Genomic DNA, 13,116 nt, shown 5'->3' with positions numbered 1-13,116 from the left:
GCCGTTCGGATAAGCATTACTGCTTGAATCTGAACGGATATTTGGCTGGGACAAAGAGGACTGAACGTGGAAACGTTCGGTCCTTTCTTTTATCTGGAAGAATGAAGTGACTCAAACTTTCTCTCATCCTTTTCAGTTTTACAGGTAGAGTTCCGTCTGGACTTAAAGCTAACCAACGTAATTGCGCATCAATAAGGTTAATTGCGGCGGTAAAACTGACCCTAGTCGCTCGAACCCCGGCTTCTGAAGCTATCTTAACCATCTCTAATCGCACTAAGTTATAGGCAAGTAATACGCCCCAAAGCTCTTGCTTCACACCGGCAGAAAAACGACTTCGTAAAGTGACGTGACTTTGCAGTTGAGTCTGTTTAATTTCACCATAACCTTCTTCTATCTCCCAGCGTTGCCAATAAATACGCAGCAGGCTTTCTAGCGAGTATTTACTAGGGTCTGTAAGTGAAGTAATAAAACCTTTTATCTCACCTTTTGGCTCTTGATATAGGACTAATCTGGCTTCCCAACGTGCGGGTAAATTCGGATTCTGCCGTTGAGCTTGAGGAGAGATAGGCATTGAGATAAGCATGTCGTTCTCCGCATATTTCTCCAACACTTCATAGCGTAGTTTACGTTTTGCAGGCATTAACCAGTGCGCATTTTCCGCACTCTCTTGCCAGGACAGCAAAAGGTCTGCCGAGAAATAACAACGATCAAATAAGGTCAATGAGTGTGCGGGGATGTCATTGAATAGGCGCTTAGCTAAGGTCGTTTCACCGACATGACAACCATCAAAAGCCGCCCCCATAATCATTCGAGTTTCTGTTGACATCAAAGCGACTAAACGAAGTTGAGGGTAAGGTTTCAATTTTTTGGAGATGAACCCAAATTGTTCAGCGTTCTCTGGGGAATCCTGACACCGAAATGTTGTTCCATCGACAGCAAGAACATTAAGCTCTAAGTCTTTGTCTTGTTGAAGGATATCTCCGTTCCAAGCCTTTACCGTTGTGTGAAACAGAGCCGCTAACGGACTCTCATCTAGACGTCGGCGTGAATCAGTTAGGACACTGGGTGCAACACGAGACCAGCTATCTTCAGGTTTAGGCTGAAGTGCAATGTCTAATGAACTGCATACCTCTTTGATAGACATGTTGCGTTGCAGCCCCATCCAAATAACTAACCAGACAGCTTGCTGAGCGGGAAGTCGGCGTCGTCTTATGCTCGCTTTATTGGTTTCAAGAAGAGCTTGTTCTATCCACTCAATCTGAATGGCGTCGACGACAGATTCATAATTGTCGGCATCTTCAATGGTCTCGTGTGCCATTGCTAATTCTTGTTCAAGCATAAAAAATCCCCATCAACGTTGTTGATGGGGATTATCTGCTAACTGCAAGATCGTTCAAGTCTTCTTAAACGATCGGCATTAAACCAAATGGTTCGCCTTTTTGTTTTCTGAAATTCAAGGTCAACAAATGCATTGACCTTACCGTAAGGGAAAGGTTTAAGGTTGAACTAAACCAACACTGAATTAGGAATCAATTATGGGATGTTGTAACAAAGCGCCAAAAGGTGGTGCTCCTCTTGGCTTACTTCTAAAAGTAACGCTTGGGATTGGTCTTTTTGTGTTTATGTTAGCTTTGTGGCAATAGGAAGCTAATGCACACTAGGTTTGAAGCTAAGAAGTGATGGTATGAACAAGATAAATAGCGCCAAGTTGGTATCGGCGCCATAGTCGTTTGTTATGACTCAGTTTCGTCGATGTACTCAATCTGATTATTCACAGAAATGGCTAAAACTATTGCAAAAACAATCGCGATTGTGATTCTAAGAAAAGTCGATGGGATAATAGATTGTGTAGAAATGACAAACGGACCAGCGAAACCACCAGAAACAGCTCCTAGATAAGTTCGCCTCCGACTCCATTTCATCAGCGAACCACATTCAATACAACGATACTTAGTCCAATGAGAACTAAAGAAAAACCAGCTACATGCCACATTTTTCCGACACTTGGGACATTGTCTAGACTTCATAATTGCCTCATAAAATTAAACTAAGCCGATATAAAACAACCTGATTAAAGAAACATCAAATTTTCTAGCTAGAGTTTCGAGCGAGTTCATGAGTTATAAAACCTTACTAAGTGGCTGATAACGCACACTCACCCTAAAGCCACGCACTTTAGACACAAAACCCAATTGGAACTTAAAATGCCAAGCCTTAGCAGTTCACCTTGATGAAAATTTCAAGGCGATACGCCCTTACAATCCAATCGTACAATTTACTTAATAAAGTGGTTTCGGGCTTGTTCAACACTCGGGATTTAGTGTTGGCTACGCAACACCTTAATCCTTACTTTTTAGGTGAATTACACGAAGATTACAAATAATCGCCCGCCTTTTTGTAGGCTTCAAGTTCAATAGGCGACTCAGCGTAGCCAAAGACTTTTAGTTGTAACAAATATTTCTTTGTAAATGCTTCAAGGCCCATATCCTCTATTTGCTTTACATGGATCAGCTCATGAGACATTAATAATTTGTCACCTTTTGCTCTATTAGCTATCCAAATACCGTAGCCAAATGTTGTACCAGTAATGTAAGGAGAGTCTAGCCCTAAGCGTTGCATCTGAAATAACAACGATTCATTTTCCGGCAAAGGAATTGAATCGGCATAATGCACGCGAATTTTTTCAGGGTGTTTGATGCCAATCTTGTGCGCTATTTCAATATATTGAGGTAGTAAAGGGACACCTTGGGTTAGAGCTATTTCTTCATTTTTTATTACATACTTAATAGAAAGTGGAAAATACGCTTCTAACTGCTCTAATAAATGGCTAGGAGGATTTGCATAGACTTCATTCTTGTCTTCGCAACCTAAAATTGAAATAGCCAAGAGCAACAGTGTGATAATTTTTAGTGTTCTTCTCATTTGCTGTGAACTCCTTTTCACCTCACGCCAGCAAAACACGTTTGCTACCATGCAGATTAAATCTAAATTTACCACTTAATACGGCAAATCAAATCAAAATAGCCAAACGTTAGCTGCCTACTTGAACAATTTATTATGCCTGTTCTAGTCCTTTCAGGGAGCTTGGTACTATTATTTTATGAAATGGCGTAACGAAGAACATATAGATCTTACCAAACACATTGTTCACATGAACCACGGTATTTGCGTGAACAATTGCAGTTTCTCCTTCAGGCTCAATAAGAAAAGAAACTCGGACATCGAGGTGTTTATCACAGTCTTCTAATACAACTTCATTCTCAGTTGAACTGACCAGCGTAAAAATACCGACTCGTTCACCTACTACATATTCTGAACCTAATTTCTCTCGAGATACATCTTGTAGACCACCCAAATTTTTTAAACCGAGTTTAGATACAACCCAGTTTCTCATAGACATCAGAAATGCAATCCAACTCGGTGTCTGAGCGGCTATTTCAAGAAACACTTCAATAGCAGTTTGATTGTTGTATTTTATTTTTTTCGAAAAACTATCACAGAAATATGAATTTTTGGAATATTCGCTCAATATTGATTTCTTGGGTATAGACATAAACTCTCCGTCAAAAGGCATAGACATAATGACCCCCACGAAAGGTACTAGCCTTCAATACCGTGGGTTAGCTTAAAGCCATAGCCATAATTAGTATGTCAAACGACTAAATTTGGAGGCTAGCGCGAATAACGATAGCATAATTTTCATTGACTTAGATACGCATGAGTCCTTCATACAAGTCGTTACATTGAAAGAACATAGATGCGAACAACGTGAACACCTTAAACACAGAACTCAACGCAAACTAAAAACGCCACACGTTTTTGTGTATGTTTGGAGTGTTTGTTAGTTGCACAACGCGCGCTGAATTTTTTGCTTATTGTCGATAATGTATTTTATATCATCAAGATAAGATTGAAGATGACCATGCTCGATATTCTCAGAAAATTGTTCGCTGCCACTGGCTGCCCCTTGGCGCATGAAGCTTACTAGCGCGTTTAGGCGGATAACCATATAATCTGCGAGTTGTTCCCGCTGAGCCAACGAAGCGCCATAACTGTCGCAAAATACCCTAGCTCTTGTCGTTTGATCCTCTATCGAATGACATGGATTCCCCCTAGCATGCGGGCTGAAAACAACGCCAAAAATTAGTTATTGACGGCATAATCGTTTGTTAACTGCGATTCAATTAGTAGTGATAACGACAAGAAATCATCGTCAAATGTGAATCATTCACTGCATAAACTAGTCTATTTGTATCGTCAATCCTGCGTGACCAAAAACCAGCTAAGTTTTCTTTCAATGGCTCAGGTTTGCCAATGCCTTCAAATGGTAAACGCTTTGCATCTGTGATTAACTTATTAATACGTTTAAGGGTTTTCTTGTCCTGTCCTTGCCAATATAAATAATCATCCCACGCTTCATCAGTCCACGCTAACATTCGACTCATTCAAGTAAATCTCTTTCCGTAGTTTGACCTTCATTGTATTGAGTAATTGATTTGTTTAAGTGAGCAGCATTCGCAGGAGAACGTGATAAATATATCGTTTCCATTAAACTATTGTAGTAGTCCATAGACATTACAACCGCGTCTTCAGAATCTCGACGAGTGATGACTGTGCAGTCTGCATCATTAACCACGCCATCAAGAACAGATTTAAGACCATTTCTGGCTTCAGTAAAAGAAACTATACGCATAATTATCTCTTTGTTGAGTTGTACCTAATGTTGAACAAGTATAAATCATAAAAACAAAGTGTACAATATATTGCACAGGTAACAAAAAAGCAGTTAACGCCGACAATAAGATGTGCCCTACTGAATTAACATCAAACCAATGCTAAACACGATAAAAAATCAAATCACCAAGTTAGAACAAAAGCTCGTTAAACTCATTGAAGATAGTCCTGAATACCAGGCTAAAAACACAATATTGCAAAGCGTCCCAGGAATAGGAAACATTGCCGCCGCACCAATAATTAGTAACGTACCTGAACTTGGTTACATCACGAATAAACAAGCAGCATCACTGATTGGTGTCGCTCCAATAACACGCGAAAGTGGGCGCTACAAAGATAAGCGCGTGATCAAAGGCGGTCGAACGCAAGTACGCACAGTGTTATATATGGCAATGATGTCAGCCATGCAATGTAACCCCGTATTCAAAGCGACGTATGCTCGACTTTTAGCTGCCGGAAAGCCAAAGAAAGTCGCAATAATCGCGTGTGTTCGAAAGATGGTTGTGACCCTTAATTCTATGCTGATAGATGGCGCCATGTGGGATGAAAGTACAGCCAAAAACTAATCATTGACGCCATAGTCGTTTGTTATTGCGATTTACTTCAGACTTGCCTGAATTATTAACAGCTCAATATCATTGCTTGATGTGTTAACTAAACCATGTGTGCCAAAACATTTATTAACGATCATGTCTCCTGAAACCACTTTTCTTTCTATACCTTCAATGGTCATAGTGCCTTCACCTTTCAAAATGATATACATTTCTTCATCGTCTCCATGAGTATGTTCGCCCATAGAGCTTCCCGGCGGCATAACGACACGAATAGCGAAATCCCAAGGACCGTCAAAGTCCTTACGCCTGAACGCACGATAGATGTCTATTGAGCCTTTTCCATCATGACTGTTTTCATCCACTTCTTTATCGCAAGTGTAAAAATTACGTATCATTATTCTAGAATTCCTTTCTTATTACTTTCCACAGGTATGCAAAGCGCAATAACGATTAGCTAAGCGGCTAACAAACCTGCCACCTCACCCAATTTAAACACCTTAAACACACAACTAAACCAAGCTGAAAATTCCGAGTGTAGCAAATCGTGTTGATGCGATTGTTAACTGCGCTTTTCAGCTTTAGTTACACAAACAGAAAACAGCTCTTTCATCGGCACATAATTACAATGATAACCATGGATATTTGCGGCTACCCACTGCTCAGAAGTAATACCAACAAAATTAATATTGTAACCACAGTTGATTGCAATATGCTCAAACAACAAACGCTGAGCACGACCATTACCTTCTCGAAATGGATGTAGAACGTTAATGTCGCAATAATACTCAGCTAATTTAGTTAGAAATTCATCGTATGGTAGATCCACTAAATACTTATCTTTTTCTAACATTGAAAACAGATTATTCGCTTCTTTTTCAATCCTAACTACATTACAGAAACGTGTATTTCCCTTTGAAATATCAATCGTTCTTAGTTCGCCTGCCCATTCAAATAGATCGGAGAACAAATTTTGATGAATTGAACGCAGGTAGCTGAAATCGTAAGGGGGTAATTGAAACTCCACATACATTGCAGCTAACGTTGTTAAATCACGTTCAGCAGCCTCTAATACGGCTTCATTTCTGATATTGAGCTTATTAACAAGAACTGTACTATTTTCGTAAGTATAAGGATCTTGTGTTGTGCCATATTTATCAGCCATTGAGCGCCTCTAACGAATTTACGTTTGAGTATTTGTTTAACAAAATTTGACGTTGTTGCTCTCTATCGAGTGATAAATCGAAATCACTAGCAACATCATGTCCCTCTAAACGCATACTTTCTTTAAAGTTATCCATTTTAACTTGTTCGAAATAGGCATGTTTTTCTTCGTAAGAAGAAAGTATTGAATTACTTGGCATAACTAAATCAATCTCATTAAGTTGAGATTGAATCGTTTTTCCTGACTCAAAGACACCCCAGCTGTTAATAGAAAAACGAAAGGTTCGACCTTGGCGCTCTCTTTGAATATTTAAGCCTAAATTTTCAACTAATGAGTTAACTACGGATTGTACTTTACGTTCAGAAATCCCAGTTGCAGCCACGATAGCTTGAGTATTTGGAGATTCCAATCGTGTCATTGCAGCTAAAACTAATAATTCGTACTTCATGCTTACCTCGCACATTTATGCGGAAATAATATTAGTCTACTACTCAAAGGGAATCATTACCATATTTGAAAACTAAATTAATAAAGAAGCGGTTAACGAATGACATGGATTCCCCCTTCCGAGGATCTGCCACACTTATGTGGTGCTTAAATGCACCGGAGGCACCATGTCTGATTATTCTTATTTCTGCGGTATCGACCTAGCTAAAAACCACTTTAGCCTTCATGCCGTAGACCAAAATGGTAAGGTCTTACTTCATAAGTCAGTAACCCACTCTAAACTACTGACTAAAAAGTAAATATGCCACTCATACGTATAGGCGTTGAAGCGTGTGGTGGTGCACATTATTGGGCAAGAACACTCAATAAACTGGGTCACGACACCCGCATTATGGCTGTTAAATACGTAATTCCTTATCGAACTAAAGGGAAGAACGACCTTAATGATGCAGTCGCTATCTGCGAAGCTGTTCAGCGTCCATCTACTCGCTTTGTTCCTGTTAAGTCCCCCGAGCAACAAGCCATCCTATCGGTACATAGAATAAGAGAGCATTGGGTTCGTGAACGCACCGCGCTTATGAATCGCATGCGCGCCCTACTTTCTGAGTTCGGATTGATCATTCCCGTTGGTCGCTCTTCATTGATGAAACTGGTTCCCTTAATACTCGAAGATGCAGAAAATGAAATGCCACATCTAGCTAGAACGGTGATTGCCGATGCTTATCACCACCTTGGTGAATTGAATCAACGTATCGCCGATACTGAACAAGTCTTTGATTCTTTTGCTAAGGTCAGCACTAATGTTCAACGAGTGATGAAGGTTCGAGGTATCGGGCCGCAAACTGCAACAGCGATACTCGCTTCGATAGGTAATGGCTCTCAATTTGATAAAAGCCGTGATTTCTCTGCTTGGCTAGGACTCGTACCAAAACAATATTCGACGGGAGGAAAGCCTCGCTTAGGTCGGATAACCAAACACGGTGACAAATATTTACGAACACTATTAGTTCACGGCGCAAGGACCGTGATTGCCAACCTTGGCGACAAGCAAGATAAGTTAAGTCAGTGGTGTCGTGGCGTTCTAGAACGAAGAGGAATGAACCGAGCAATAGTGGCACTGGCCGCGAAGAACGCACGAATTATATGGTCGCTTTTGCACAATCAAACAGAATACGAAAACTATGCTGATTAAGTAAAAAACTAAGCAGCATAAAGAGTTAACCCCACCGGGTCATTGCAGACGCTAATGATGGAGATAGGTTAAGACCACTTGCGGAGAGCCTGTTAATGCGGCGGACACACTAGATGTCATCTAACGAATAAGGCACCGCAGTCGCGCAAGTCATCAGGGCCACGACGTATGCGAATCGTCGATAAGTAGGCCGAATGTAGAGCGGCAGTCCAAAACCCATCAACATAAGTTTAGCGGATGTTTGACAACCGGGGGAATCCATGTAGCCCTGTTAAGGTGTGAGCAACGCAATACCGAAGCCCCCGCATACCACCTTAAACACAAATCGCAACGCCTAGCAAAAATGCCAAGCGTTGCGAATCACTCTTAAGCAACTTGTTATACCGCTTGGTTGAGGCTAAAATGACCAAAACAAAGACCACTTAAGAGACCTATTACATGACCACTAGAATTTTAGCCGATGTTGCTGCAAGCATTACTGAATTAAAAGCTAACCCTATGAAAGTTGCAACTAGTGCTTACGGTGAACCTGTTGCTGTACTGAACCGAAATGAGCCAGCATTTTATTGCGTACCAGCCGAAGCGTACGAAATGATGATGGACAGACTCGAAGATCTTGAACTACTAACTATTGCGAAAGAGCGTGAATCTGAAGAGAGCATTTCGGTAAATATTGATGACCTATAAACTCGACTTTAAAAAGAGCGCACTCAAAGAGTGGAAAAAGCTTGGCTCAACGCTTCAACAACAATTTAAGAAAAAGCTAATCGAGCGCTTAGATAACCCGCATGTTCCGGCTTCAAAACTCTCTGGAGCTGACAACATGTATAAGATTAAGCTTCGCCAATCGGGCTACCGTCTCGTCTACAAAGTTGAAGACGATGTCATCATTGTAACCGTCTTAGCAGTCGGAAAACGCGAACGTAGCGATGTTTACCGTAAAGCTATGAAAAGGTTAGATGATTGATTGCGGTATAACGATTAGCTAAGTGGCTAACAAACCTGCCACCTCGCTCAATTAAAACACCTTAAACACGCAACTAAACCAAGCTAAAAATGCCAAGCGTTTGTTAGAATCCGTCTTAAATTGTTTGTTGAACGAAGCCGCTACGCGGCAGAGTAAAACGAGTGCGAACCATACTCTTGTAACACCATCACCCTGATGGTCGTTGACAGGAGTAAGCCCATGAAACCCGATGACTTAAAACGCTACAACACCCTTTATGAACAACACCTTACCAACCTAAAGCTACAAGGTAAACGACCTGCGACCATTGATGCCTATTCTCGTGCGGTTCGTCGGATCACCGCTCATTTCGATCGCGTTCCTGATACGTTAACCACGGCAGATCTCAAACAGTTCTTCGCGTCTCTTATCCAAACCCACTCGTGGAGCACCATAAAACTCGATCGTAATGGCTTGCAGTTCTTCTATCGCTACACGCTGGGTAAACAGTGGGAATGGCTCAATATCGTGAAGCCGCCACAAGTGAAAAGACTGCCCGACATACTCACACCGCAACAAGTCAGCTCGCTGATTAACCATACGCGACAGGCTCGTTATCAAGTGTTTTTCTTGACCCTTTACAGTATGGGATTACGCCTTGGTGAAGGACTTAACCTCACCGTTCATGATATCGACAGCCAAACAATGCGCGTTCACATACGGGAAGGAAAAGGCGGGAAAGACCGAATGGTGCCGCTTCCTCTGCGAACGCTTAAAACTCTTCGTGTGCATTGGCTCAGCCATAAGCACCCGCGATTACTGTTTCCAGGGCTTAGAAAAGGTGACAACGCACCGATGGACAGAGGCGGCATTCAAAAAACCATGAAGCTTGTGCTCAAAGAGTGTGACATCCAAAAACACGCCAGCCCCCACTCTCTCAGACACTGCTTTGCAACGCACCTACTTGAGCAAGGGCTTGACCTGCGTTCACTGCAAACGCTGCTGGGTCACGCAAGCCTCAACACCACAGCCCGTTACACCCGAATAACTCAGATAAAGCAGCGTGATGCGGCGATGGCCATCAACCAATTAACGGATGCTCTAGACTTAACAGGGAGCATGAAATGAGTACGTTCATTGAGCTGCTTCGCCAACATCACCGTGCGCTTAAGCGTCACTATCATACTCAGATGAATGGCGATATGCATCGGGCCATTAGGGCGATGCTCCGTTGCAAGACCGAGCAACAAGGTCGCTCACAATGGTTCTGTAGTCACTGTCATCACGACGACCGATTACCGCTTTCTTGTGGTCACCGACACTGCCCTCAATGCCAACAACGCACCACTTCTGACTGGCTACAACGTCAACAGCAAAAGCGGTTACCTGTTCACTATTTCATGGTGACCTTCACTTTGCCGTATCAACTAAGAGTCTTAGCAAGACATCAACCTAGAGCGACATATAACGGTATGTTTAAGGTGGCATCGGGGGTTTTAAAGGACTTTGCGAAAAGACAGATGCAAGGTGAACTTGGTTTTACCGCCGTGCTGCATACCCACAGCCGACAACGAAACTTGCACCCACATCTGCACATTATCGTAGCGGCAGGCCAATACGATGCATCAAGGCAAACATGGCACAAAGGCAACAAGCATTACCTTTTTAACGCATTTGCTTTAGCCAAAATCTGGCGAGCAAGAATGCTAGAGGCCATTAATCAACACCCAACATTGTGGCTGCCGAGTGGCATTCCCAAACAATGGGTGGTCGATTGTAGGCAGGTTGGTTACGGTCAGTCTGCACTGAGCTATTTGTCGCGCTATCTCTATCGCGGTGTGCTGCCTGATGAAGACATCATCCATATCACCGATGATACGGTCACGTTCCGCTATAAAGAGAGCCAAACCAAAGCATGGCGAACGCGCACCTTGCCGACTCTCAAGTTCTTGCTGCTCATTTTGCAACACGTGCTCCCCAAAGGGTTACAACGAGTTCGAGACTACGGCTTTTTACGTGGTCAAGCACACGCCTTAAGAGCCCGTATTCAGCTGTTGCTGTTGAACTTACTCTATATGATGCCGCCACTCACCGCACCGATAAGGACCAAAGCGATACGAGTATGCCCTTGCTGTGAGCATGAGATGGCGTACGTTGGAGTGAGTCGACCCATCTAGCCGAAAGGCATTTGATAATAAGGAGAATGGCATCAACGAAAACAGAGGATACGTGACGACGAAAGAAAGAGAAAATAACTAACTGGTTGATAAGATTGCTATCGCAACCTTATCTTGACCTCGCTCGCCTTGAGAAAAGCCTCAAAGCGATGTGCCCTTCAAATACAATCGTACAATTTACTTAATAAAGTGGCTTCGGGCTTGTTCAACACTTGGGATTTAGTGTTGGCTGCGCAACACCTTAATCCTTATTTGTTAGGCTTTTACTTTCAACACGACCACAACACCAACAAAATGGTGTTTTGAATCGCTATCTACATAACACCCATCAACATCATCCATAACCCTTCCCTCAAGCTCTTTACTTAACGTAAATGTCTCAATTTCTATGGATAAATCAGACAAACCTCCAACCTCTGAGGTCCAGCCCTCGTATTTTTGCTTTAAACTTCTAAGGTTTGTTTCTACGGTTTGACTATCATTTGTTTTAGAAAAACTGTGTACTGATGAAAAAATACCAGCTTTCATTAAAGAGTTGCCTGTATCCCCTGTGATTCTCAAAAATTCCGCATTTCTCTTTAAATCTTTAATTACTAAATTACGTGTCGGATTAAAGCTCTTAAGCTCAATTACACAAAATGGTGATTTTCCAAATATATTATTAGGGTATTGTTCTTTATATACTGCAATATCTACCCTGCCCGTTCTTTGAATAAATGGAGTGCCTTTTCGAAATATAGTCGAATGTTTTTTTAATGGATGCCCCCATTTAACTGGGGTTAAGCAATCTTTCGCCAATTGCTTAACATTTTTCTCTATATATATTTCAAATGGATCAGCATAGTAACCATTTAAAGCGGCGATTTCTTTCGCCACATTAACGGTAAAGACATATTCAGCACCAAACTGACTTGCTGGTGAATCCGTAAAATACAAGGTATCAATGTAAGATTTTCTCATGCCTAATTTTACTTTATCAATAATATTATTGATGTCTTTCATTATTACATCCCGTTTAAAGAGTGAACTAAACATGGAGGAGACAGGAAGCCTAACGCCTGCATAACACGTTTGCTACGATACAGACATAGCTGAATTTTACTGCCTTAATCACTAAAACTAAAGGCAAACTGACAACGCCGAGTGTAGCAAATCGTGTTGATGCATTTGTTATGCCTGTGCATATTTATGTGAATACAAAACAACCAATTCATCTAATGCTTGTCTAGCTAAAGCAATATTTTCTCCCGTTCTTTCAAAGGCCTCACGATTGTGCGCAGCAGCTTGAGTACTAAAACCATATGAAACATCATTTCGATAACTTTTGATTAGGACTTCATAATGAGCAACGTAATAATTTTGAAAATCGGCACATGCATCTCGAAACTCAGGAAAATATATTAGCGATAATGAAAAAGCTTTTCTTGCCGGTATATTTACACCGTATTTTGTTATTTCATCCATACTTTTGCATTCACCAGCCTCAACACTCCAGACTAAGGATTCCTGAATACAATCCATCAATTGTTCATACTTTTCACGAAGTAGTACATTTTTAAGATGTTTTTTATTTAAGTGCTCCTTCAGTAAAACTGCAAATTGAGAAACTAGTACACCAGCAAGAGCTGAACTTGCCGAAACAACTGAAATTAATACTGTTTTATCCATTACATTATTCTCACCAGAAAAAGGCATAACAGTTCTTAGACAGAAAAATTCTGCATTTAAATATAGAATTTTTCTATCTAGTTTCTTATGCCATCAATTGTACTAAATTTAGTTCATCCATAACAGTGACTTATGATGTGCGCATTGAAATTCAACAGGCAAATATAGAAACTTTCTATCTAGTATTATTCATATTAAAATCATTGGGTTATGTGCATAGAAACAGTATCTAAACC

The 13,116-nt window shown here is 41.3% G+C and carries 14 protein-coding genes and 2 pseudogenes; 6 read left to right on the top strand and 10 right to left on the bottom strand.

Features of this window, described 5'->3' with window-relative positions; translation table 11 throughout:
* Positions 1–16: 16 nt before the first annotated feature.
* The 5 genes from OCV44_RS20280 to OCV44_RS20260 form a co-directional block, all read right to left on the bottom strand.
* Positions 17–1,339, bottom strand: a complete 1,323-nt coding sequence (locus OCV44_RS20280; RefSeq protein WP_261900919.1) for an IS4-like element ISVbsp1 family transposase — start codon at positions 1,337–1,339, stop codon at positions 17–19.
* Between the two features lie 1,034 nt (positions 1,340–2,373).
* Positions 2,374–2,922, bottom strand: coding sequence for a hypothetical protein (locus tag OCV44_RS20275; RefSeq protein ID WP_139686204.1), 549 nt, complete (start codon positions 2,920–2,922; stop codon positions 2,374–2,376).
* A gap of 133 nt (positions 2,923–3,055) precedes the next feature.
* Positions 3,056–3,553, bottom strand: a complete 498-nt coding sequence (locus tag OCV44_RS20270) for a DUF2867 domain-containing protein (protein WP_139686205.1) — start codon at positions 3,551–3,553, stop codon at positions 3,056–3,058.
* 631 nt (positions 3,554–4,184) lie between these two features.
* Positions 4,185–4,445: a Txe/YoeB family addiction module toxin gene (locus OCV44_RS20265; RefSeq protein WP_139686202.1), complete on the bottom strand. Its 261-nt coding sequence runs from the start codon at positions 4,443–4,445 to the stop codon at positions 4,185–4,187.
* Positions 4,442–4,693: a type II toxin-antitoxin system Phd/YefM family antitoxin gene (locus OCV44_RS20260; RefSeq protein WP_139686201.1), complete on the bottom strand. Its 252-nt coding sequence runs from the start codon at positions 4,691–4,693 to the stop codon at positions 4,442–4,444. Before OCV44_RS20260 ends, OCV44_RS20265 begins: the two co-directional genes overlap by 4 nt.
* 127 nt (positions 4,694–4,820) lie before the next feature.
* Between OCV44_RS20260 and OCV44_RS20255 the strand changes: the two are divergent.
* Positions 4,821–5,300, top strand: a pseudogene (locus tag OCV44_RS20255) (transposase); the annotation flags it as partial.
* A gap of 32 nt (positions 5,301–5,332) precedes the next feature.
* On the opposite strand, the gene OCV44_RS20250 reads toward OCV44_RS20255, so the two are convergent.
* The 3 genes from OCV44_RS20250 to OCV44_RS20240 form a co-directional block, all read right to left on the bottom strand.
* Entirely contained in the window at positions 5,333–5,683 is a 351-nt protein-coding gene (locus OCV44_RS20250) for a cupin domain-containing protein (protein WP_139686200.1), read from the bottom strand.
* 164 nt (positions 5,684–5,847) lie between these two features.
* Entirely contained in the window at positions 5,848–6,450 is a 603-nt protein-coding gene (locus tag OCV44_RS20245; RefSeq protein WP_139686199.1) for a putative adenosine monophosphate-protein transferase Fic, read from the bottom strand.
* The gene (locus OCV44_RS20240; RefSeq protein ID WP_246091860.1) at positions 6,443–6,898 is read right to left on the bottom strand and encodes a YhfG family protein; all 456 of its coding nucleotides are present in this window, start codon (positions 6,896–6,898) and stop codon (positions 6,443–6,445) included. Before OCV44_RS20240 ends, OCV44_RS20245 begins: the two co-directional genes overlap by 8 nt.
* 166 nt (positions 6,899–7,064) lie before the next feature.
* Here OCV44_RS20240 and OCV44_RS20235 point away from each other — a divergent pair.
* The 5 genes and pseudogenes from OCV44_RS20235 (at position 7,065) to OCV44_RS20210 (ending at position 11,212) form a co-directional block, all read left to right on the top strand.
* Positions 7,065–8,089: pseudogene (locus OCV44_RS20235) on the top strand (IS110 family transposase).
* 438 nt (positions 8,090–8,527) lie between these two features.
* Entirely contained in the window at positions 8,528–8,776 is a 249-nt protein-coding gene (locus OCV44_RS20225; protein ID WP_004730320.1) for a type II toxin-antitoxin system Phd/YefM family antitoxin, read from the top strand.
* On the top strand, positions 8,766–9,056 hold the full coding sequence (locus OCV44_RS20220; protein ID WP_005377002.1) for a type II toxin-antitoxin system RelE family toxin: 291 nt from the start codon (positions 8,766–8,768) through the stop codon (positions 9,054–9,056). Before OCV44_RS20225 ends, OCV44_RS20220 begins: the two co-directional genes overlap by 11 nt.
* Before the next feature lie 219 nt (positions 9,057–9,275).
* A complete protein-coding gene (locus OCV44_RS20215) occupies positions 9,276–10,163 on the top strand; it encodes a tyrosine-type recombinase/integrase (protein WP_139686322.1) in 888 nt (295 codons plus the stop codon).
* Positions 10,160–11,212 (top strand): IS91 family transposase, encoded by a 1,053-nt coding sequence (locus OCV44_RS20210; protein ID WP_139686321.1) that lies wholly within the window; start codon positions 10,160–10,162, stop codon positions 11,210–11,212. Before OCV44_RS20215 ends, OCV44_RS20210 begins: the two co-directional genes overlap by 4 nt.
* Before the next feature lie 255 nt (positions 11,213–11,467).
* Here the strand turns inward: OCV44_RS20210 and OCV44_RS20205 are convergent, their stop codons facing one another.
* Both OCV44_RS20205 and OCV44_RS20200 read right to left on the bottom strand, forming a co-directional pair.
* The gene (locus OCV44_RS20205) at positions 11,468–12,214 is read right to left on the bottom strand and encodes a hypothetical protein (RefSeq protein ID WP_139686040.1); all 747 of its coding nucleotides are present in this window, start codon (positions 12,212–12,214) and stop codon (positions 11,468–11,470) included.
* A 168-nt stretch (positions 12,215–12,382) separates the two neighbouring features.
* Complete coding sequence (locus OCV44_RS20200) at positions 12,383–12,907, bottom strand: hypothetical protein (RefSeq protein WP_170213754.1); 525 nt, start codon at positions 12,905–12,907, stop codon at positions 12,383–12,385.
* Positions 12,908–13,116: the final 209 nt, after the last annotated feature.

The sequence above is a fragment of the Vibrio tasmaniensis genome (genome assembly GCF_024347635.1).
GTDB classification, from domain to species: Bacteria; Pseudomonadota; Gammaproteobacteria; order Enterobacterales; family Vibrionaceae; genus Vibrio; species Vibrio tasmaniensis.
Note: the sequence above shows the minus strand (reverse complement) of the source record. Positions and strands in the feature narration are given on the sequence as shown.